The following is a 21652-nucleotide window of genomic DNA, read 5'->3' as shown; positions in this document are numbered from 1 at the left end:
TGCTGATCAATGGAACAGCACAGCGGTCTTCTGCAAGGTCACCCAGACACCCCAGGCCAACGGCACGACCACCACCGCCCAGGCCAGCAGCACCAGTGGCAGGCTGCCTGGAGCCGCTTTCCACTCCAGCGACCGCGCCCCATCGGCGCCCTTGTCATGGCTCAACGCCCGCTCGGCCGCCAGTTCGGCATCACTCATGAAGTGCTTGTCGGCCACCGGGCGCACCAGCATGTTGCAGATAAAGCCCAGCACCAGCAGACCCGCGAGGATGTACAAGGTCATGTCATAAGCCGCCGCCCGCTCCACGCCCGCTGCCAGTTGATACTCGCGCAGGTAGGTGATCAGCACCGGCCCCAGCACCCCCGCTGCCGCCCAGGCGGTCAGCAGGCGGCCATGGATGGCACCCACCATCTGCGTGCCGAACAGGTCGGCCAGGTAGGCCGGCACGGTTGCAAAACCACCTCCATACATCGATAGGATGATGCAGAACGCTGCCACGAAAAGCGCCACGTTGCCCAGGTGCCCCATGTTCGGCACCAGGCTGTACAAGCCCACGCCCAAGGCGAAGAAGGCAAAGTAGGTGTTCTTGCGGCCGATGTAATCGGAGAACGATGCCCAGAAGAACCGGCCGCCAATGTTGAAAAGGCTCAGCAGGCCGGTAAAGCCGGCGGCGATCGCGGCAATCTGCGCCAGCTGCGCAGTGCTCAGCTGGCTGAAGGTCAGTTCGTTGCCCAGTAATTTACCGGCGAACACTTCCTGCAGCAGCGGTGACGCCATGCCCAAAATGCCGATGCCCGCCGACACGTTCAGGCACAGCACCAGCCAGATCAGCGCGAACTGCGGGGTCTTCCAGGCCACACTGACGTGCACATGACGGTCGGTGACCATGGCGTTACCGGCATTCTTCAACGGCGCAGCCCAGCCCTCAGGCTTCCAGCCGGTCGGTGGTACGCGATACGCCAGGGCGCCAGCGGTCATGAACACAAAGTAGATTGCCGCCATGGCGACAAAACTCTGCCATACGCCAACCTCGTGCTCATTGCCAAAATGCCCCATAAGCGCGGTGGCCAGCGGCGCCCCGACCATGGCCCCGCCGCCAAAGCCCATGATCGCCATACCGGTGGCCATGCCGCGTTTGTCCGGGAACCACTTGATCAAGGTCGACACGGGTGAGATGTAGCCCAGGCCCAGACCGATACCGCCAATCACGCCCGAGCCAAGCCACATCAGCCACAGCTGATGGGTTTTCACACCTATCGCCGAAAGCAGCATGCCACCGCACCAGCACAAGGCCGACACCAGGCCAGCCTTGCGCGGGCCGGCGTGCTCCAGCCAGCCGCCCAGCACCGCCGCCGAGCAACCGAGGAAGACGAAGAACAGGGTGTAGATCCAGCTCAGCATCGAGATTGGCCAGTCGCATTCGGCGCTGAACATCCGGGCCATGAAGCCCATGTCTGCCGCACAGGCGACGGGGGCGGTGATCCCCAGGGCTTGCGACAAAGGCAGCCAGAATACCGAGAAGCCGTAAGCCATACCGATGCACAGGTGAATGGCCAAGGCAGCTGGCGGGACCAGCCAGCGGTTGAAGCCCGGGCGGGCGATTATGCGTTCCTTCGACAGGAAGCCTGGCTCACTGGCCGAGCTTCCCGTCGCGACGGTACTGGTCATGAATCTGATCCTTGTTATAGGGAGGGTGCTCGCAAAGCGGCGCAAGGGTAGCAGCATCAGGCAGCATGAAAGCAATCTGCCATCGTTCATTTTCGCCTGACTGAAACGGTCATGTTCCCGGCAAAAGCTCAATATTAGGCTGTCGAAAGCCGTACCCTCTGATGCAGGCGTAGGAATTTCCTACATCTCTAGTCGTACAAGCAGGGGTAACCGCTACAGCGTTATACTCTGCCGCCTGAACTCACTAACGGACTAAAAGGACTCGCCCATGAAAGCGTTCGGCAAAATCCTGGGGCTGGGGCTTCTCGGGTTACTGCTGATCATCGTGGCGCTGGGCTTCGCCCTGACCCACCTCTTTGATCCCAACGACTACAAAGACGAGATTCGCCAGCTGGCACGCGACAAGGCGCACGTCGAACTGACCCTCAACGGTGACATCGGCTGGAGCCTGTTCCCGTGGCTGGGCCTGGAGCTGCACGAAGCCAGCATCGCCACCCTGAACAAACCCAAGGAACCGTTCGCCGACCTGCAGATGCTTGGCCTTTCGGTCCGTGTGCTGCCGCTGCTGCGCCGCGAAGTGCAAATGAGCGACGTACGTGTCGAGGGCCTGAACCTGACCCTGGCGCGTGACGAACAGGGTCATGGCAACTGGGAGGACATCGGCAAGCCGCTGCCCGCGCAGAATGGCGCAAGCACCGATGCATCCGCACAGGCACCTGCCGAGCAGACGCCTGCGACCACCAACAGCAACGACCGCGCCATCAAGCTGGACATCGACAGCCTGACCGTGAACAACGCCCGCGTGCAGTACACCGATGCCAAGACCGGCCACAGCTACAGCGCCGAAAGCATCCAGCTGAGCACCGGCCCAATCCATGAAGGCGCAAACATTGCGCTCAAGGCCAGCGCCTTCATCAGCGCCAGCCAGCCGAGCATCAAGGCCCGTACCGAGCTGGCTGGCGAATTGCGCTTCGACCGCAAGCTCAAGCGCTACAACTTCGAAGACATGCGCCTGTCGGGCGAGACCTCGGGTGAGCCTACCGGCGGCAAGACCGTGACCTTCGCCGCCCAAGGCCAACTGCTGGTCGACCTGGCCGCCAATGTCGCCTCGTGGAACGGCCTGAAACTTTCGGCCAACCAACTGCGCGCCCTCGGTGAGCTGAACCTGCGTGATCTGGACAAGGCACCCCAGCTGAGCGGCGGCCTGTCCATCGCCCAGTTCAACCTGCGCGCCTTCCTTGAAAGCATTGGCCACCCGCTGCCGGCCACCAACGACCCGGCCGCCTTCGCCAAGCTGGAGCTGGTGACTCGCCTGCAGGGCACACCCAGCAGCCTGGCCCTGGAAGACCTGGCAGTGAAGCTGGACGACAGCACCTTCAGCGGCCGCGTGGCCGTCGAAGATTTCGCCAAACAAGCCCTGCGCCTGCAGCTTAAGGGCGACACCTTCGACGCCGACCGCTACCTGCCGGCCAAGAGCGAAGAAGCCAAGGGCGCCACCGCTGCGCGCCAGGCCGAGGTCAAGCAACAAGAGGCCAGCGCCGTAGCCGGTGCCGGCACCACACCACTGCCCAACGCCCCAACACAAGTGGCATGGAGCGACGACAAGCTGCTGCCGGTCGACCGTCTGCGCGCCCTCGACCTGCAGGCCGACCTGGCCTTCGGCTCGTTGACCCTGGATAAGCTGCCGATCGAGAGCGCCCAGCTCAAGGCCGTTGGCCAAGGCGGCCTGTTGACCCTGCAAACCCTGCGCGGAGAGCTGTACAACGGCACCTTCGAAGCCAAGGGCACGGTCGACGTGCGCCCTGCCGTGCCACAGCTGGGTGTGAACACCAATATCCAGCGGGTGCCGGTGGAACACTTCATCAAGACCGAAGGCAAGGAACAGACGCCGCCGGTCAAGGGCCTGCTGACCCTGACCAGTGATCTGACAGCCACCGGTAACAGCCAGAAAGCACTGGTCGACACCCTGAACGGCAGCGCAAACTTCGCCATCAACGATGGCGTGCTGGTCAATGCCAACCTGGAACAGCAGCTGTGCCAGGCCATCGCCACGCTCAATCGCAAGACGCTGAGCAGCGAACCACGCGGCAAGGACACCCCGTTCCAGGAGCTGCGCGGCAGCCTGGTAGTACGCAACGGCGTCGCCAGCAACCCGGACCTCAAGGCGCGCATCCCGGGTCTGACCGTCAATGGCCATGGTGACCTCGACCTGCGCGTGCTGGGCATGGACTACAACATCGGCATAGTCGTCGAAGGCGACCAGCGTGCCATGCCGGACCCGGCCTGCCAGGTCAACGAACGTTATGTGGGTGTTGAAGTCCCCCTGCGCTGCCGTGGTCCGCTGGAACTTGGCGCAAAGGCCTGCCGCCTGGACCAGAACGGCCTGGGCAAGGTTGCCGCCAAGCTGGCCGGCAACCGCCTGAAAGACAAGATCGATGAAAAACTTGACGAAAAACTTGGAGACAAAGTGAGCCCGGAACTGAAAGACGCGCTCAAGGGGCTGTTCAACCGATGAGCCCCGAGCAGTTCTCCAGCGCAGTGCTGGACTGGTATGACGAGCACGGCCGGCACGACCTGCCCTGGCAACAGGGCATCACGCCGTACCGGGTGTGGGTGTCGGAAATCATGTTGCAGCAGACCCAGGTCAGCACCGTGCTCAATTACTTCGACCGCTTCATGCAGGCCCTGCCAACCGTGCAAGCCCTGGCCGAGGCACCGGAGGACGAAGTGCTGCACCTGTGGACGGGCCTGGGCTACTACACCCGCGCACGCAACCTGCAAAAGGCCGCCAAGGTCGTCGTCGAACAACATGGCGGCGAATTCCCGCGCAGTGTCGAGCAGCTTACCGAGCTGCCCGGCATTGGCCGCTCCACTGCCGGCGCCATCGCCAGCATCAGCATGGGCATCCGCGCACCGATCCTCGACGGCAACGTCAAGCGCGTGCTGGCACGCTACACCGCCCAGGCCGGCTACCCTGGCGAACCCAAGGTTGCCAACCAGCTATGGGCCACCGCCGAGCGCTTTACCCCGCAACAACGCGCCAACCACTACACCCAGGCGATGATGGACATGGGCGCCACGCTGTGCACGCGCAGCAAGCCCAGTTGCCTGATCTGCCCGTTGCAGCGCGGCTGCGAAGCGCACCTGCACGGCGAAGAAACCCGCTACCCCGAGCCCAAGCCACGCAAGGCTCTGCCGCAACGGCGCACACTGATGCCACTGCTGGCCAACCACGAAGGTGCCATCCTGCTTTATCGACGCCCTTCCAGCGGCCTTTGGGGGGGCTTGTGGAGCCTGCCGGAGCTGGACGACATCGCCCAACTCGACGACCTGGCCTACCAGCACGGCCTGCGCCTGGCTGGCCGCCACGCCATGGACGGCCTGACCCATACCTTCAGCCACTTCCAGCTGGCGATCGAGCCCTGGCTCGTGCACGTCGACCCGGTCGGCGAGCACGTGGCCGAGGCCGACTGGCTCTGGTATAACCTCGCCACCCCGCCGCGCCTGGGCCTCGCCGCCCCGGTGAAAAAGCTGCTTGAACGCGCGGCCGACGAACTGATCGCAGGAGACGCCCGATGACCCGCACCGTGATGTGCCGCAAATACCAAGAAGAACTGCCAGGCCTGGAACGCCCGCCCTATCCCGGTGCCAAGGGCCAGGACATCTTCGAACACATCTCGCAGAAAGCCTGGGCCGACTGGCAGAAGCACCAGACCATGCTGATCAACGAGAAGCGCCTGAACATGATGAACGCCGAGGACCGCAAATTCCTCCAGGCTGAGATGGACAAGTTTTTCGCCGGCGAAGAATACGCCCAGGCCGAAGGCTACGTTCCACCGGCCGAATGACCCCAAAAATCGTAAGCGACGGAATTAATTTAAAATTTTTTCAAAAAGTCGTTGACGAGCGGTCCGGAAATCTATTTAATTCACCTCGTCGCCCAGATAGCTCAGTCGGTAGAGCAGAGGATTGAAAATCCTCGTGTCGGCGGTTCGACTCCGTCTCTGGGCACCACCTTCAAGCTTCTGGTGGTTGCAAAGTTACCCGAAGCGACAACAAGAAACCCGCCTAGTGCGGGTTTTTTGTTGTCTGTGATTTTTAACTTCAGGCGGCTTCGAAGAACACCAGATTTCACAACGCAACCTGAAGGCTCGCCATGCAATCGAGAAACCCGCAGCCTAAGCAGACTGCGGGCCAACCCTTACTCGTCCGACATGGAACGAAGATGATTGAATGCGTCCTCGGTCATGTGCCCCATGTAGGAGATGCTGTGCAACTGAAGGTGGCCGTGTTGCTTGCCTTTTTCGATAATGGCGGCGATGTCAGCCTTTGTAATCCTTTGCTCGTCGCAACCGGCGAAACCGGTTGGATAGTAAACCCTGCCATCGTCCGTGTAGCCGTACAGGGTGACCAGATAAAAGTGCTTCATGACTCCTCCTTTGTAGCGCAAACGTGCGCATCACTCACAGACGCCGAATTGGCGCAGTGACAGGCTGCCAGCCAGCATGGCTGGCAGCAGGAGAGAAGCTACGCAGGGCCCACGGTCCGCATAATCTGGATATGTATCCCACAGACATCTCAAGCTGCAGCGCCCAGGCGCGCTGCTTGGGTTTATCGGGCAATTGCGCTTCAATACGCGCACTTTCAGACACACCCAAGGATTTCCCCATGGCCACCCCCACCAAGCAACAGAAACGCGCCAAGCGCGCCGCCAGCAAGGCCAAGCAGAACCGCATGGTTCGCAGCGGCCAAGCGGTCAAGGCCAGTGCCGGCGACAGCGCCAGCGTCGAGCAGGTGTACAACAAGGCCATGGAGTCGGGCAGCTACGACGCGATGTTCAACAAGATGAAGGAAGCTCAGGAAGGCGGCCTGGTGCCAATGATCTCGGTGTTCCTGGTGGATCCGCTGCTCGCCCTGGTGCTCAAGGGGCACAAGGAAGAACACGCCACCGACTACATCGTGCTGGTGTTCAACGCCTACCGCAAATGGCTGGACGGCGCTGACGAAGAGACCACCATGGCCTGGCTGGAGAGTGATGAGTTCCAAGACGCCTATATCGCCGCTTCCGAACTGGTGGCCAAACAGCAGCAACAGCAGAAGCAGTTCGGCTGACAGGGCCATATAACCTGTTGCGCCCCCTGTAGGAGCGGGTTTACCCGCGAATACGATGGCGGCTGCAACGGTGATTAGCCAAGGAAATTGGCCAGCAGCCCGGCCCTTTCGCGGGTAAACCCGCGCCTACGGGCCTGTGGTGAACCTGCGGGCTTGCCCGCGAAAGGGCCATCACAGGCCACAAAAAAAGGCCGCACCCTTCACAGGGCGCGGCCTTCTCATTTCAGCCAGCGCCGATCAGCTGTCCAGCGCCGCCCGCCCGGCAGCCTCGCGCTTGCGGTGCACCAGCAAGCCAGCCGCCACCACACCAATACTCAGCAGCGCAGTCGCAATGATCTCCGCACGGTGATCCTCACGCAGCGCCATGACCACCAGAATGGCAACGATGAAGGCAATGGTCGCCCAGGTCAGGCCCGGGAACAGCCACATCTTGAAGGTGATCTTCTCGCCGCGGGCTTCACGCTGGGCGCGCATGCGCAGCTGCGAAACGGCAATCACCAGGTACACCAGCAGCGCGATGGCGCCAGAGCTGGCCAGCAGGAACTCAAACACCTGGGCCGGTGCCACGAAGTTGGCGAACACGCAAAGGAATGCCGCTGCGGTGGACAGCAGTACCGCCACATGCGGGGTCGCCGCCTTGGTGGTGCGCTGGGCGATGGCCGGAGCATCACCACGCTTGCTCAGCGAGAACAACATGCGCGAAGAAGTGTACAGCGCCGAGTTCAGGCAGCTGGTCACGGCAATCAGCACGACAATGTCGACGATCAGCTTGGCATTCGGCACACCGATACGGCTCAGCACGGTCTGGTAGGAGCCCGTCTCGGCAAGGGCCGGGTCGTTCCACGGCACCAGGGCCACGACCAGGAAGATCGACACCAGGTAGAACAGGCAGATACGCCAGATTACCGAGTTGGTGGCACGGCTGATCTGCTTGCCCGGGTCCTTCGACTCGGCAGCGGCGATGGTGACGATTTCGGTACCCATGAACGAGAACATGGTGGTCAGCATGGCTGCCAGCACCGCGCCCAGGCCGTTGGGCATGAAACCCTGGGTATCGAACAGGTGGCTGGCACCGCTCACCTGGCTGCTCGGTACAAAGCCGAACAAAGCAGCACAGCCCACGGCGATGAAGCCGATGATCGCCAGCACTTTGAGCAGGGCAAACCAGAACTCGAACTCACCGTAGTTCTTCACACTGCACAGGTTGGTAAGTGTCAGTGCCAGGGTAATGACGAGGGAGAACGCCCACAGGTCAACCGCCGGGAACCAGGCATGCAGAATGGCTGCGGCGGCGTTGGCCTCCAGCGGAATCACCAGCACCCAGAACCACCAGTACAGCCAGCCAATGGTGAAACCGGCCCAGCGCCCGATGGCACGGTCGGCATACGTAGAGAACGAACCGGTGTCAGGCGAGGCGACTGCCATTTCACCCAACATACGCATGACCAGCACGACCAGCGTACCGGCGGCAGCGTAAGCCAGCAGCACGGCAGGGCCGGCCGCTGCGATGGCGTGGCCGGAGCCTACGAACAGGCCGGCACCGATGACGCCAGCGATGGACAGCATGGTCACATGCCGTTGTTTGAGCCCCTGAGCGAGGTCATTGGAATTGTTACCGCTCATTGAAACTACCTTTGTAAGGAGTGGACCACGCCGACTGCGAGTACAGAGCGCGCCAGGGTTGACCTAGGCGTCGCTGCAATCGGCGGTTTCCAACTGGCAATAAGCGCGCCATATGACGAATGCACTCGTCAGAAAATTCTGCAGGCCTTTTAGGATGCGGCCTGGAGGGCTTTCGGCCATTGCATGACCGAAAGGGCATCAAATCAGCGGATTACTGAAATACCCACTTACAAATGCACCAAAGGTGCTCCTCGGTAACACCTGTGCACCACTGCAATGCCAAAAAGTGCAACCCATGGGTACAACCTTGTGACATCAACATGGCATTCTTGGGTGAACCCGTTTCCATTGCCAAAAGGTCGGGTTTACCCCTCCAATGGGTCAAAACAGCTTCCATGAGCCGGCCAAAGCTGGCACCATCGCGCCTTTTTTCATCAAGGCTCTGGTGCTGGGCGACACCTTCGCGGACATCTGCGCGACGTTACGCTGTAGCGATGCGACAAACTGCCCCACCAGCGCCCCCAGTCCCCGGCGACCCTGTTGGCCGTCATAATGCCGCTATGCTAGCTTGGCGCACGCCAGGAAGGCCGCCAACAGCTGGGAACGCACCCGAACACATGAGGACCGCACATGGCTCAGGCCACGCCCGCGCTGGAAATCCGCAATTTGCACAAACGCTACGGCGAGCAGGAAATTCTAAAGGGCATTTCGCTGACCGCTCGCGACGGTGACGTGATCTCCATCCTGGGGTCGTCCGGCTCCGGCAAGTCCACCCTGCTGCGCTGCATCAACCTGCTCGAGAACCCGCACCAGGGCGAAATCCTGGTCGCCGGCGAAGCCCTCAAGCTCAAGGCCGCCAAGAATGGCGACCTGATCGCAGCCGACAACCGCCAGATCAATCGCCTGCGCAGCGAAATCGGCTTTGTCTTCCAGAATTTCAACCTGTGGCCGCACATGTCGATCCTCGACAACATCATCGAGGCGCCACGCCGCGTGCTCGGCCAAAGCAAGGCCGAGGCCATCGAAGCCGCCGAAGCGCTGCTGAACAAGGTCGGCATCTACGACAAACGCCACAGCTACCCCGCCCAGCTTTCCGGTGGCCAGCAACAGCGCGCCGCCATTGCCCGTACCCTGGCCATGAAGCCCAAGGTCATCCTGTTCGACGAGCCCACTTCGGCGCTCGATCCGGAAATGGTCCAGGAAGTGCTTAACGTTATCCGCGCATTGGCCGAAGAAGGCCGTACCATGCTGCTGGTGACGCACGAGATGAGCTTTGCCCGCCATGTGTCCAGTGAAGTCGTCTTCCTGCACCAGGGCCTGGTCGAAGAGCAGGGATCGCCGCAGCAGGTCTTCGAAAACCCGACCTCGGCGCGTTGCAAGCAATTCATGTCCAGCCACCGCTAACGGAGCAATACATGCACACCTACAAGAAGTTTCTCCTGGCAGCTGCTGCCACGCTGGTGATGTCGGCAAACGCCATGGCCGCAGAAAAACTGCGCATGGGCATCGAAGCCGCCTACCCACCGTTCAACAACAAGGATGCCAGCGGTAACGTGGTTGGCTTCGACAAAGACATTGGCGACGCCCTGTGCGCCAAGATGAAAGTCGAGTGCTCGGTCGTTACCTCCGACTGGGACGGCATCATCCCGGCCCTGAACGCCAAGAAGTTCGACTTCCTGGTGTCGTCGCTGTCGATCACCGACGAACGCAAGCAGGCTGTGGACTTCACCGATCCGTACTACTCCAACAAGCTGCAGTTCATCGCGCCGAAAAACGTCGATTTCAAGACCGACAAAGCGTCGCTCAAGGGCAAGGTCATCGGCACCCAGCGCGCCACCCTGGCCGGGACCTACCTTGAAGACAACTACCCGGATGTCGATATCAAACTCTACGACACCCAGGAAAACGCCTACCTTGACCTGGTTTCCGGTCGTATCGACGGCATCCTGGCCGACAAGTACGTGCAGTACGAGTGGCTGAAAAGCAAAGACGGCTCGAACTTCGAGTTCAAGGGCGAGCCGGTGATGGACAGCGACAAGATCGGCATTGCCGTGCGCAAAGGTGACACCAAGCTGCGCGACGACCTGAACAAAGCCCTGGCAGAAATTAAAGCCGACGGTACGTACAAGAAAATCAACGACAAGTACTTCCCGTTCAGCATCGAATGATCCGCCCTGACCGGCGCGCCCCCGCGGCGCGCCAGTCCCTAAAATGACCTGCCCATGAATATCGACCTGCACGGATTCGGTCCGGCCATGATGGCCGGCACCCTGATGACCGTAAAACTGGCGCTTTGCGCCTTGCTGCTGGGGCTGGTCCTGGGCCTGCTCGGCGCCCTGGCCAAGACCTCACCGCTCAAGCCCCTGCAATGGCTTGGCGGCTTCTACTCGACCCTGGTTCGCGGCGTGCCCGAACTGCTGTGGGTGCTGCTTATCTATTTCGGCACCGTCGGGCTCATGAACAGCCTCGGCGAAGCCCTGAACATGCCCGGCCTTGAGCTCAGCGCCTTTGCCGCGGGCGTGATCGCCCTGGGCCTGTGCTTTGGCGCCTACGCCACCGAAGTGTTCCGTGGCGCCATCCTGGCGATCCCCAAGGGCCACCGCGAAGCTGGCCTGGCGCTGGGCTTGTCCAAGGGCCGCATCCTCTCGCGGATCATCCTGCCGCAGATGTGGCGCATCGCCCTGCCCGGCCTTGGCAACCTGTTCATGATCCTGATGAAGGACACCGCCCTGGTATCGGTAATCGGCCTTGAAGAAATCATGCGTCATTCGCAGATCGGCGTGACCGTGACCAAAGAGCCGTTCACCTTCTACATGGTCGCGGCCTGCATCTACCTGGGCCTGACCGTGCTTGCCATGACCGGTATGCATTTCATGGAAAAACGCGCCGCTCGCGGCTTTGCGAGGGCTGAATAATGAATTGGGAAGTCATCTTCAAATGGCTGCCACGCCTGGCCGAGGGTGCGGTCCTGACCCTGGAGCTGGTGGCCATTGCCGTGGTTGCAGGGTTGATCCTGGCCATCCCGCTGGGCATCGCCCGTTCCTCGCGCCACTGGTACGTGCGCGCGGTGCCGTTCAGCTACATCTTCTTCTTCCGTGGCACGCCGCTGCTGGTGCAGTTGTTCCTGGTCTATTACGGCCTGGCGCAGTTCGATGCAGTGCGCTCCAGTTCGCTGTGGCCGTACCTGCGCGATCCGTTCTGGTGCACGGTGCTGACCATGACCCTGCACACCGCCGCGTACATTGCCGAGATCCTGCGTGGCGCGCTGCAGTCGATCCCCAAAGGTGAGATCGAAGCGGCCCGGGCGCTGGGCATGTCGCGGGGCAAGGCGCTGTTCTACATCATGCTGCCACGCGCTGCGCGCATCGGCCTGCCGGCGTACAGCAACGAAGTGATCCTGATGCTCAAGGCCAGTGCCCTGGCCAGTACCGTGACCCTGCTGGAGCTGACCGGCATGGCCCGTACCATCATCGCCCGCACCTACCTGCCGGTGGAAATCTTCTTCGCCGCAGGCGTGTTCTACCTGGTGATCTCGTTCATGCTGGTGCAAGGCTTCAAGCTGCTGGAGCGCTGGTTGCGCGTGGATGCCTGCCAAGGCCGCTGACATCTCCTAGCCTTCTTCGCGGGCACGCCCGCTCCTACAACAGGCCTATGCTGAACCTTCGTAGGAGCGGGTTTACCCGCGAATAGGCCCTCAACCCCAACACACATCCCGATGCCCAGCCCCCTCCACAACCACCACCTAAGCACCCGCTTCCAGGCCCTCGACCAGTTCCTGATCGAGCACCAACAGCTGTGGAAACCCCGCCCCTTCACCACCCTGCAACTGGCCTGGGAAACCCCCCACCCAGAGCTTGCCGCCCACCTGCGCCAATGTTCCCTGGCAGACGCCGAAGCCGACAGCGCCGCTGACCGCTTGCCTGCCCCATTCCCGCAACTGGCCGAACAAGCCCGACTGCTCGCCACGCTCGGCAGCCTTGCGCAAACCGACCTGCCACCTGCCGCCCACCGCTTGGACGTCGCCGTCCCCGGCCGCAAATGGCAGCAGATCGAAGCCTTCGCCAGCCACCTGGCCTTCCGCGAGCAGCCCCGCCACTGGCTGGACTGGTGTTCTGGCAAAGGCCACCTCGGCCGTCGCCTGCTGCAACCCGGGCAACACCTGACCTGCCTGGAGTACGACGCCGACCTGGTCGCTGCCGGTCAGGCCCTGAGTGCACACCACCACTTGCAAGCACAGCACGTACATCAGGATGTGATGGCCAGCGACAGCGCTCGCCACCTGGCTGACGATAAAAGCGTGGTTGCCCTGCATGCCTGTGGCGATCTGCATGTACGCCTGATGCAACTGGCCAGCCAGCAAGGTTGCCGGCAACTGGCCATAGCCCCGTGCTGCTACAACCGCATCGCCGCGCAGCAGTACCAGGCGTTGTCCACAGCCGCGCAGGCGTCGAGCCTGCAGCTGTCGCTGGACGACCTGGGCCTGCCCTTGAGCGAAACCGTCACTGCCGGCGCCCGCGTGCGGCGCCAGCGTGACACCTCGATGGCCCGGCGCCTGGGCTTCGACCTGCTGCAACGCCAGCAGCGCCAGAGCGATGAATACCTGCCGACACCTTCCCTGCCGGTGGCCTGGCTGGAGAAGCCCTTCGAGCAATACTGCCGTGACTTGGCTGAACTGAAGCAATTGCCAGTGAGCGGCGACCCGGACTGGGCAATGTTGGAAGCTGCGGGCTGGCAACGCCTGGCCGAGGTCCGCAACCTCGAGCGCGTACGCAACCTGTTCCGTCGGCCACTGGAGCTGTGGCTGGTACTCGATCGCGCCCTGTTCCTCGAAGAGCAAGGCTATGACGTGCGCCTGGGCCTGTTCTGCGATTACCCACTGACCCCGCGCAACCTGCTCATTCTTGCGGAACGCGACGGTTAGCCGCAGTACAACCTGTGGATAAGTCTGTGAACAAGCTTGTGATTACCTGTTGGATCCAAGCGCTATTTCAAGCGCTTGGCTTATTCCTGCTTGCGGCTGCAGCCCAGTAAAAACAGGCGTTTGCGCAAAGACCAGCGGCGTAGCGATCCGGCATGCCTTTCGCTCAGGTCCCAAATGCCACTTGTGCATAAACATTTCTTGTGGTTAGCGCAAGCGGCTTTTGTGGGAGCGGCCTTGCGTCGCGAAAGGGCCGCAAAGCGGCCCCCGTTTTCAGCGCAATCTCTGAAATCGCCGGGGCTGCTCTGCAGCCCCATTCGCGACGCAAGGCCGCTCCCACAAATGACCGCGTCAATGCCTAATGCGCCTTGCCCTTGGCAATCTCGATATCGTTCATCAGCGCCTTGGCCATGTCGCAAAGGTAATCGGCTGCACCCAGGAATTTATGGTCGTCCTCCATATCCCCCTCGCGCACCAGGTGCTTGATGTAGCCCATCAGGATCGAGACATGCTCGTAGGCCGCGTCGACGGGGACGCCGGGCTCTACGCGTAGCAGATTGAGGGATGGGTTACCGGCTGCGAGGAAGGTTTCCACGCCTGCGGTTGTGATTGGTTTGGGGCTGTTGGGATCAGAATCGATCGTTTTCACTTTTCAAACTCCCTAGTTCAAAAGGAGTTGCCGTGTTCATTCTTTCTCACGGAACAAAGGCGGCAACCGTGCACGAGGTGAGAAACCGAGTGAACGTAGGAAGCTCGGCCAGACCAAGGTCTGCCCGCGCACAGTCGCCATTACGCAGCCGATACGTTCAAAGTCGGGTTCTCACACCCGGTCGCCAGAGCGACCCGAAAACGGTATCCGTGAGCCACTTCCCCGACAACAGCGTTACTTCGGCGGCGCGCGTAGGATACTTCCGAAGCATCCAAACCCTGAAGCTTTTGACCCCATGGTTCAGAATTCCCTTACACAGATAACCCGGCTTACCCGCCCCCTTGTAGGAGCGGGTTCACCCGCGAAGAGGCCATACCAGACAACACAAGGCTAATGCTCCACCGCCGCAACGGTGTATCATCCGCCCCCCAAATCATTAAAAAGTGACGTCGCGCGCTGCCCGCCAGCCCCGCGACCTTCTGGCGTTGCGCCAGAACCGACAATGGACCACCGGACCTGAGCATCGTGACCCGAGCCAACCCCCTCGCCCTGTTGACCTTCGCCCTGGCCCTGACCGGCTGCGCCGGCGGCACCTCGCCCCACCCCAACAGCAACCTGGGCTGGAACCACCCCGGCATGCAGCTGGGCGGCGACAAAGGCCTGCCCCTGCGCACAGAAGCCCCATGCCGCAAGCGCGGCTGCGACAACGACAAGCTGTTTTTCAACCCGGGCAAAAGCGAGCCTAGCGTCACCACCATGCACCGCGGCTGGTAGGAAAATTCTTCTTTTAGGCCGGTGACTTAGGTCTTTTGCGAACATTCGCAAGGAAGTGGTTTACAGGCGCCAAACGATCGCTATAATGACGCCCCATTGCCGGTATAGCTCAGATGGTAGAGCAACTGACTTGTAATCAGTAGGTCCCGGGTTCGATTCCTGGTGCCGGCACCATACGCAGTATCAAAAAAGGCTCACCGAAAGGTGGGCCTTTTTTGTTTTCCCCCCCGCAGCCCCCAATCCCCTGCCTTACAGATGCCCTGAAGCCACCACGATCGGTGTAGGAGCTGGCTTGCCTGCGATGGGCTGCGCAGCAGCCCCAACCACCCCAAGCAGATGCAATTCTCTGATCACAGCCCAGCTCAAAAACAGACACACCCTCCAACACAAACGCTTTGACTCGCCAACCAATCCCCACTACGATTTATCGCAAATTTTAGATATTTCTTCCGAGGCAAGCCAATGGCGCTTCAATTCCACGAAAGCCCTTTCCACGCCACCCACGACGCAGATACCGCCAGCAAAATGGCCTTGAAAATGGACTTGTCCATTTTCATCACTGACTGCATCAAAAAAATGGGCCTCAAACAGCATGATGCCGCAGCCAAGCTGAACGTAACCCAATCCCGCATATCCGAACTTGCAAATGGCAAGATCGAGAAATTCACCTTGGACGCAATGATGGACATGCTGGACAAGCTCGGCTTTCGCACAACCCTGACCCTGCCCTCGAACGATGCCGGTTCACCTCCCCAGATCGTGATCACCCAAACGCCTGGCAGCTAAACCCTGTATCCCATTTTTCTCAGTTCTTGCTTCAACTCTTTCATCCGCTGTTCGGCGACCTGCATCGCGTGCCGGTCGGACCTGTTGGTCGTTTTTACGAACGAATGCAACACGACGACCATGTCTGCAAATTTGGCCACATACACACATCGGAATGCAGGGCTGCCGTTGATGATGAGCTCAATCGCACCCGCCCCTACCGACTCGGTCAACGACTTGATCGGCCGCTCTGGGTCCTGGCCATACTGGATGCGTCGGAGGTCTTTACCAAAATCGTCCTGAACGTCCTTGGGAAGGTCTTTGTATTCACGCTCAGCAGCTGCACTCACAAACGCAAACTTTTTCAACGGTGTACCCACGGCGAGTTGCTGGATTGGGGACGGCATGGATGCCAGGAGGAGGGAATCTAGCGCAGTGGCTTGCAGTTGGCGGAATTAGAAATGTTTCGCGGTTTGACCCTGAAATATCGTGTTTCTCTCGCCCGCTGAAATCAGTTCGACCTCATTTGGGGCCGGGGTTTGCCGCACTCAGGACGATGGGCTACGACACCAAGGTGGATATCTGCGGCCACGGGTTCCGAGCCATGGCGTGCAGTGCGCTGGTCGAGTCCGGGCTGTGGTCGGAGACGGCCATCGAGCGACAGATGAGCCACAAGGAACGCAACAACGTGCGCGCCGCCTATACCCACAAGGCCGAGTTCCTCGAAGAGCGCCGGATGATCATGACCTGGTGGAGCCGGTTTCTGGAGGCGAACCGCGAGGACCATGTGACGCCGCATGAGTTTGCCAAGCAAACGGGCGAGAACGTCACGCGCCTTCGCAGTGCCAAGAGGACCGAGTAACCCGCCGCACCGCCACCTCAAACTCGCTGTGAAGTTACCCACAGCACCGCATGAAGCTCCTCCGCGCAGGTCCTTTCAAACGGGGCTGCAAAGCCGCCCCGTTTGAAAGGACCATACCTAAGAAAAAAACTGCTGGCACAGCTTACGTCTGTGGAAAACCACTGATGTCCACCGGTGGATAGTTTTATCCACAGGCGCTAAATCCCTGAAATCTCTTTGCTTGACGAATATTGTCCACAGGCGTAGACCGGGAGTTGCAAGCGCTGTCGATGACAGCACCCCAGGTGACCCGAACCTTAAAGGTCACGCCGCTCCCGCGGTGGTTCACCCGCAAGTACGATTCGCGTCCGGCAGCTCGTACGGTCACTACCCATGTGATGGATGCCAACTCATTGTCGTTGCCCCTGCGGCAACCACCCTACCCATCTGCTCAGCAGCAGCCTATTCGCTTGGCCATTTCACGTGCGCCAACCTGCGCCCGTCTCTTTCACTGGAAAGAGACGGGCGCTCCTGACACTGCTGCAGCCCTCATCGCACTTGGCTTTGCGGCAACTTCACTCGTGACAATCGGCGTGACAAACGCCGATGTCATCAGCAACAGCGCTGCAGATGATGGTGCCGCAGACCAGGGAATGGACTGCACCTGACTGACAGTCAGGCATGCCCCGGTCATCGCACCGCTGCGTTCACCCGGCTCAGGATCTTCAGGCACTGGTCTCGTCAGCCAATGCAGCCTCCACCCGCCCACCGGTAACGGTGCTCAGGAGGCCAGATCATGAGATGCCCTTGCTCCCGGTCGTAAGGAGCCGCCAGTCCCGCGTTAGAGGACATCCCCACAGGTCGCAGGGGCCTTGATCCCTGATAACACTAAACATTCTTGGCGGGATGACGTGGGGCGAGATCGGAGAACGGCAGATGAGGTGACTGACATGGCATTGGTAGGTAGACGCGATGGCCGCAATTTCGGTTACGGCAGGCAGTTAAGCTACGCAGGACCGCAGGCGCTGAAAGACATGTTCGGCGGCGGCCACTACGGCACGGTGAAGGCTCACTGTGATCGGTGGCAGGCATTCGTGAAGTGGTGCCGCTTAGAACAGGGGCCGAGTATCAATGATGCGCGGCAGATTGATCGGAAGGTATTGGCCGACTATGCGGCGTATCTGCGCGACGCGGTTAGGCGCGGTGACCTCGCTGTCAGCACCGCACAAAATCGGATATCCAGCGTAAACAGGACCATGGCAGCGCTTCGCGGTGATCGGTGCGTGAAGTTACCAAGTCCGAGCAAGGCTTTGGGTATACAGCGAACCGGGGTCCGACAGTCGGTGCCTCAGGGCCAAGACCGCAAGCAAGTTAAGCAGATCGTCGATATGCTTTGCCGCCATCATCATCTGCGGGCCGCCGCGATTGTTTTGTTGGCGCGAGCCACCGGCATGCGCTTGCGTGAGGCCATCTTGGCAGACCTGCCACGGCTAAGCCGTGAGGCTAACAACCTAGGTCGGATCAACATTCAGGACGGCACCAAAGGTGGCCGTGCTGGGGCCTCGGCCCCACGTTGGATTGCGGTGGACGACCATGTTCGCAAGGCGCTTAGTTTTGCAAGGCAGGTGTCGCCTGCGGGTAGCCGGAACCTGATTGCGTCACACGAAAGCTACCTAAATCTTCTGCAAGAAATTATCCGTCCCACGCGGGACATCCTGCATGCGCGCAACCTCAAAGGTTTTCATGAGCTAAGAGCGGCGTACGCGTGTAAGCGCTATGAGCAAATCACCCAACACCGCGCGCCTATTAATGGCGGGCATCTTTGTCTGGTTGATTGGAACCTTGATCGTGAGGCCCGGAAGCAGCTCAGCTATGAGTTGGGGCACGGTCGAATTGATGTGGTTGCCGCCTACATTGGGGGACAGTCATGAGTAAGCCATTCGACATGGAACTGTTCCTGGCTGGAGTACTGACCGGCTCGCTCGCGACCCGACAACGCCATGTACGCCAAGCAAAAATTATTCAGGCTAAAATCGCAGAGCGATGGCAACGAGAGGCGCCTTGGACTTGGCAGAGAAAGCATCTTGTTTGGTTTCTTAACTCTTGCCTATATCGGCGCAGCACGGCGACACACTATCGTTACTTGCTTACCATACGGCTGCTTACTCGTCGCTTACAAAGATCATGGAGTTTCAACCTTTAATTTTTATCGTACGGCGCGTAGCGATTGGCCAGTCGTGCCTGTTAACGAGTATGCATGAATAGGCCACTCGGAGCGTCAGAGCCACCCTCACAGGTAAGGCTGATATCGTATGGGGCTTCAAATCCCAGAAAAATGTCGTCGTGGGGAATACGCGCCCCGGCCATGTGTGTATACATTCCATTCTGGCACGCCACTCGGCCCAGCAATGAAAACAGCCGAAAAATCAACACGTTAAAGCAGCACGCATCCTTTGCGCAGGTCCTAATTCCGCATAACATCTCAACTATGCATCATTCTTAGCCACCCATCACCGGCACACGCAGACCTTTAGACGTTAACAACTGCTTGGAACATTCTGAGAGATAGCTTATTGTAAGCAGCAGCTTCGTCACGATCGCAGGAGAAACGGCTATAATACGTAAAGCACTCTGCATACACAGCACTGAATTATGCATTTTAACATTAAAACTAAATTAGCTTAAATCACAAAATTAATGGAGTTTGCAAATGGGTGACAAGAAAGTCGTTTTCGTAGCCTTTGCAATTGAGGATGCTCGTATTCGGGACATGATAAAAGGCCAATCTCTCCATACAGACAGCCCTTTTGAATATGTAGACATGTCAGTCAAAGAAGCATACGACGAAGAATGGAAAAAAAAGGTTCGCACTCGCATCCTTAGATCTGATGGCATTCTAGTTATCGTAAGTAAGAACTCAACTGCATCAACAGGACAAAAATGGGAAATCCAATGTGCAAGAGAGGAAGGGAAAGCCGTTAAAGGGATTTGGGCATATAAGGATGATCGTACGTCTATCGCAGGTGTAAACACAATGGTCTGGACTTGGGAAAACATAGCCAACTGGATAGATAGCCTCTGATGCGCCGGGCACTGGTGGTGGGTATAGACGCTTACGAGTCAGTATCAAACCTTCACGGCTGTGTGAATGACTCTTTTGCCGTTAAGTCTATGTTGGACCGACACGCTGATGGCTCAGTGAACTTTGGAGTTCGCCATATCACAGGTACTGGGCCCGCAGACATGGTCTCTAGGGATGAACTCAGGCGTGCGATTGAGGAGCTATTCGCAGGTGACGGTGAAGTCGCTCTGCTGTACTTCGCCGGCCACGGTCACATTGAGGCGACTGGAGGCTACTTATGCTCTTCAGATGTAAGAACGGGTAATGACGGAATACCACTCACCGAAATCATGACGATGGCTAATCGTTCTCGATTCTCCAACCGTGTCATAGTACTAGATAGTTGTCACAGTGGAGTAGCCGGTGGAAGCGCACTTCAACAGAAGGTGGCAGAAATTAGCGAAGGCGTTACTATTCTCACTGCATCGACCGATGAGCAATACGCGTCGGAAGAAAATGGGGCAGGTGTTTTTACTACCCTCTTTGTTGATGCCCTAGGAGGAGCCGCTGCCAATCTAGTAGGCGAGGTCACACCAGGTAGCGTTTATGCACATGTAGATCAGTCTCTTGGATCATGGGGACAAAGGCCAGTATTCAAAACTAATATTGATCGTTTTATCTCATTACGAAAAGTACAGCCGCTACTGGAACTTGCTGACCTCAGAAGAATATCTGAATTCTTTCCCACAGCCGGCTTTCAAATGCAACTCGATCCGACTTACGAACCAGAACGTCACGAATCTTGGAAAACTGATCCGCAAGGCGTACCGCCTCCAGATCCGGACCATAATGCGATTTTTTTGATTCTACAAAAATATAATCGCGTCGGCCTGTTAGTTCCTGAAGGGGCCCCACACATGTGGCATGCAGCAATGGAGTCTAAAACTCTACGTCTCACGGCTCTGGGAGAACATTATAGGCGGTTAGCCGAAAAGGGACTCATATGAGTGATGCGGATTACGAAAGTACCAAAAACACCCTTGATGGCATAATCGAAAAATTAGCGAACCTCGAACATGAGCGGTGGTCTCGGTGGCAAAATTACATGCACAGCAAGTGCATGCGCCAGAGCGACGGCAGCTTGCTGGTACCCTCCGCCCTAGTAGAAAGATGGGAGCGTCAAATGCAAACAGCTTACTGGGACCTAACCGATGAAGAGAAGAACAGTGATCGTGACCAAGTACAACAATACCTGCCACTCATATTAGCCGCACTGACTAACAAGTGAGACATGCTCAAGTGATAGTCTTTTACACCTCAGCCTCCAGCTAACCACGCTGTAGAGGCTGAGCGGTTCAAGCTAACTTCTTAGCGTTTCAGAAAATCAGCGACGCGGCCATGGCTTATCAGGCTCCAAATGACGCTTTCCCGTATCTGAATCCGGCCTTGGCCTAGGCATGTCCTTTGGGCGAGGACGAGGAGTATCTTGAGGAGGACGACTAGGAGGGCGCTTTTCATTACTCATTCGGAAGAGCTCCTGGAATGTAAAACTTATCACTTGGTAGTTCTGAAATAACCTGCTGCTCGCATATTTTCTTAGTTACTGATGACTCAACTCTTTCGGGTGTTTTATCAACAAAACTCCGAAGTCTAGCCTTGATAGTCTTGAAGCGAGCCTGATGAGACTTCTCATAATCCCTGGCCTGGCTAATATCTACGCGCAAATCTCGCAGATCGTGCGCAATGAGTGTATAGGCACCCAAAAGCTCTTCATATTTTCTAATTTTTTTTGCATAATTCAAAAATGGTTTCGCAATTGCAATTACAGCCGCTATGGCTAAAAAAACCTGCCATAACGGTTGGCCAGCTGTGGTCTTCCAAAATGCAAATCCAGCTATCGCGGAGGTAGATGAGGTACTAGCAATTATGACTTCTGCCCAAAAATTCCGACGTTCAAAAGTTTGAAGACGACGCCCATAGTACAGTTGATTTAGTCGTGCCGTGCGTAGCAAGTCGTAAACATCCCAGACCTGATGATCTTTCATTGACATTGGGTCAATCTCCGGGTACGCGAATAGCTCAGCCATATGATTTGGCTGCTATTTTACCTCATGACTCGAGATATTTCACTCCAAAGTTATTCCGCTTAGCTTTCAGAGACGAGCCCATGTCAACTATAGGCTAACAAGTAACGCGACCTTATCAAAAATGCCTCTATCTCAATTTGGTGTAGGCTTGTGG

22 protein-coding genes, 2 tRNA genes and 1 pseudogene are annotated in these 21652 nt (G+C 58.6%); 19 read left to right on the top strand and 6 right to left on the bottom strand.

The features are described from left to right. Positions 1 to 6 precede the first annotated feature (6 nt). Positions 7 to 1668 carry an OFA family MFS transporter gene (locus AC3RCM_RS01630; RefSeq protein ID WP_064490891.1) on the bottom strand — a complete coding sequence of 554 codons (1662 nt, stop codon included), beginning with the start codon at positions 1666 to 1668 and terminating at the stop codon, positions 7 to 9. 268 nt (positions 1669 to 1936) lie between these two features. Between AC3RCM_RS01630 and AC3RCM_RS01625 the strand changes: the two genes are divergently transcribed. From AC3RCM_RS01625 to AC3RCM_RS01610, 4 genes are all read left to right on the top strand, one after another. Continuing rightward, complete coding sequence (locus AC3RCM_RS01625) at positions 1937 to 4183, top strand: AsmA family protein (RefSeq protein ID WP_064490890.1); 2247 nt, start codon at positions 1937 to 1939, stop codon at positions 4181 to 4183. Further along, positions 4180 to 5247 (top strand): A/G-specific adenine glycosylase, encoded by a 1068-nt coding sequence (gene mutY, locus AC3RCM_RS01620; protein ID WP_010951654.1) that lies wholly within the window; start codon positions 4180 to 4182, stop codon positions 5245 to 5247. The genes AC3RCM_RS01625 and mutY overlap by 4 nt, the downstream gene beginning before the upstream one ends. Next, on the top strand, positions 5244 to 5516 hold the full coding sequence (locus tag AC3RCM_RS01615) for an oxidative damage protection protein (RefSeq protein ID WP_003255742.1): 273 nt from the start codon (positions 5244 to 5246) through the stop codon (positions 5514 to 5516). The genes mutY and AC3RCM_RS01615 overlap by 4 nt, the downstream gene beginning before the upstream one ends. Before the next feature lie 90 nt (positions 5517 to 5606). Next, positions 5607 to 5682 (top strand) — tRNA-Phe (locus AC3RCM_RS01610). 187 nt (positions 5683 to 5869) lie between these two features. On the opposite strand, the gene AC3RCM_RS01605 is transcribed toward AC3RCM_RS01610, so the two are convergent. After that, positions 5870 to 6097: a hypothetical protein gene (locus AC3RCM_RS01605; RefSeq protein ID WP_019439077.1), complete on the bottom strand. Its 228-nt coding sequence runs from the start codon at positions 6095 to 6097 to the stop codon at positions 5870 to 5872. Between the two features lie 239 nt (positions 6098 to 6336). Between AC3RCM_RS01605 and AC3RCM_RS01600 the strand changes: the two genes are divergently transcribed. Next, entirely contained in the window at positions 6337 to 6780 is a 444-nt protein-coding gene (locus AC3RCM_RS01600) for a hypothetical protein (RefSeq protein ID WP_014589364.1), read from the top strand. A gap of 237 nt (positions 6781 to 7017) precedes the next feature. Here the strand turns inward: AC3RCM_RS01600 and gabP are convergent, their stop codons facing one another. Then, positions 7018 to 8403, bottom strand: a complete 1386-nt coding sequence (gene gabP, locus AC3RCM_RS01595) for a GABA permease (RefSeq protein WP_020190016.1) — start codon at positions 8401 to 8403, stop codon at positions 7018 to 7020. Positions 8404 to 9033: 630 nt separating this feature from the next. On the opposite strand from gabP, the gene AC3RCM_RS01590 reads away from it, so the two are divergent. From AC3RCM_RS01590 to AC3RCM_RS01570, 5 genes are all read left to right on the top strand, one after another. After that, positions 9034 to 9807, top strand: coding sequence for an ABC transporter ATP-binding protein (locus AC3RCM_RS01590; protein WP_003255746.1), 774 nt, complete (start codon positions 9034 to 9036; stop codon positions 9805 to 9807). An 11-nt stretch (positions 9808 to 9818) separates the two neighbouring features. Further along, positions 9819 to 10571, top strand: a complete 753-nt coding sequence (locus AC3RCM_RS01585) for an ABC transporter substrate-binding protein (protein ID WP_021782626.1) — start codon at positions 9819 to 9821, stop codon at positions 10569 to 10571. 54 nt (positions 10572 to 10625) lie between these two features. Then, the gene (locus tag AC3RCM_RS01580; protein WP_003255749.1) at positions 10626 to 11318 is read left to right on the top strand and encodes an ABC transporter permease; all 693 of its coding nucleotides are present in this window, start codon (positions 10626 to 10628) and stop codon (positions 11316 to 11318) included. After that, positions 11318 to 12007, top strand: coding sequence for an ABC transporter permease (locus AC3RCM_RS01575; protein WP_014589362.1), 690 nt, complete (start codon positions 11318 to 11320; stop codon positions 12005 to 12007). Before AC3RCM_RS01580 ends, AC3RCM_RS01575 begins: the two co-directional genes overlap by 1 nt. A 111-nt stretch (positions 12008 to 12118) precedes the next feature. Continuing rightward, on the top strand, positions 12119 to 13324 hold the full coding sequence (locus AC3RCM_RS01570; RefSeq protein ID WP_336092053.1) for a methyltransferase: 1206 nt from the start codon (positions 12119 to 12121) through the stop codon (positions 13322 to 13324). A 355-nt stretch (positions 13325 to 13679) separates the two neighbouring features. On the opposite strand, the gene AC3RCM_RS01565 is transcribed toward AC3RCM_RS01570, so the two are convergent. Then, the gene (locus tag AC3RCM_RS01565) at positions 13680 to 13970 is read right to left on the bottom strand and encodes a DUF3077 domain-containing protein (RefSeq protein WP_003255753.1); all 291 of its coding nucleotides are present in this window, start codon (positions 13968 to 13970) and stop codon (positions 13680 to 13682) included. Positions 13971 to 14495: 525 nt separating this feature from the next. Here AC3RCM_RS01565 and AC3RCM_RS01560 point away from each other — a divergent pair. From AC3RCM_RS01560 to AC3RCM_RS01550, 3 genes are all read left to right on the top strand, one after another. Beyond that, positions 14496 to 14744, top strand: a complete 249-nt coding sequence (locus AC3RCM_RS01560; RefSeq protein ID WP_010951646.1) for a hypothetical protein — start codon at positions 14496 to 14498, stop codon at positions 14742 to 14744. A gap of 98 nt (positions 14745 to 14842) precedes the next feature. Further along, positions 14843 to 14918, top strand: a tRNA-Thr gene (locus tag AC3RCM_RS01555). Positions 14919 to 15206: 288 nt separating this feature from the next. Further along, a complete protein-coding gene (locus AC3RCM_RS01550) occupies positions 15207 to 15530 on the top strand; it encodes a helix-turn-helix domain-containing protein (RefSeq protein WP_011953230.1) in 324 nt (107 codons plus the stop codon). On the opposite strand, the gene AC3RCM_RS01545 is transcribed toward AC3RCM_RS01550, so the two are convergent. Beyond that, complete coding sequence (locus AC3RCM_RS01545) at positions 15527 to 15877, bottom strand: type II toxin-antitoxin system RelE/ParE family toxin (RefSeq protein ID WP_104887855.1); 351 nt, start codon at positions 15875 to 15877, stop codon at positions 15527 to 15529. The two genes, AC3RCM_RS01550 and AC3RCM_RS01545, sit on opposite strands and share 4 nt — an antisense overlap. A gap of 173 nt (positions 15878 to 16050) precedes the next feature. Here AC3RCM_RS01545 and AC3RCM_RS01540 point away from each other — a divergent pair. The 6 genes and pseudogenes from AC3RCM_RS01540 to AC3RCM_RS01515 form a co-directional block, all read left to right on the top strand. Continuing rightward, positions 16051 to 16371: pseudogene (locus AC3RCM_RS01540) on the top strand (tyrosine-type recombinase/integrase); the annotation flags it as partial. 929 nt (positions 16372 to 17300) lie between these two features. Then, entirely contained in the window at positions 17301 to 18281 is a 981-nt protein-coding gene (locus AC3RCM_RS01535) for an integrase domain-containing protein (protein ID WP_492629320.1), read from the top strand. Beyond that, positions 18278 to 18553: a hypothetical protein gene (locus AC3RCM_RS01530; protein WP_492629319.1), complete on the top strand. Its 276-nt coding sequence runs from the start codon at positions 18278 to 18280 to the stop codon at positions 18551 to 18553. The genes AC3RCM_RS01535 and AC3RCM_RS01530 overlap by 4 nt, the downstream gene beginning before the upstream one ends. Positions 18554 to 19060: 507 nt before the next feature. Beyond that, positions 19061 to 19432 (top strand): TIR domain-containing protein, encoded by a 372-nt coding sequence (locus AC3RCM_RS01525; protein ID WP_492629318.1) that lies wholly within the window; start codon positions 19061 to 19063, stop codon positions 19430 to 19432. After that, positions 19432 to 20418: a caspase family protein gene (locus AC3RCM_RS01520; RefSeq protein ID WP_492629317.1), complete on the top strand. Its 987-nt coding sequence runs from the start codon at positions 19432 to 19434 to the stop codon at positions 20416 to 20418. The genes AC3RCM_RS01525 and AC3RCM_RS01520 overlap by 1 nt, the downstream gene beginning before the upstream one ends. Beyond that, the gene (locus AC3RCM_RS01515; RefSeq protein ID WP_492629316.1) at positions 20415 to 20699 is read left to right on the top strand and encodes a hypothetical protein; all 285 of its coding nucleotides are present in this window, start codon (positions 20415 to 20417) and stop codon (positions 20697 to 20699) included. The genes AC3RCM_RS01520 and AC3RCM_RS01515 overlap by 4 nt, the downstream gene beginning before the upstream one ends. Before the next feature lie 229 nt (positions 20700 to 20928). On the opposite strand, the gene AC3RCM_RS01510 is transcribed toward AC3RCM_RS01515, so the two are convergent. Continuing rightward, the gene (locus tag AC3RCM_RS01510; protein WP_492629315.1) at positions 20929 to 21462 is read right to left on the bottom strand and encodes a hypothetical protein; all 534 of its coding nucleotides are present in this window, start codon (positions 21460 to 21462) and stop codon (positions 20929 to 20931) included. Positions 21463 to 21652: the final 190 nt, after the last annotated feature.

Source organism: Pseudomonas sp. GW823-FHT05G12, assembly GCF_058795575.1.
This window is presented reverse-complemented; position numbering and strand designations above follow the sequence as displayed.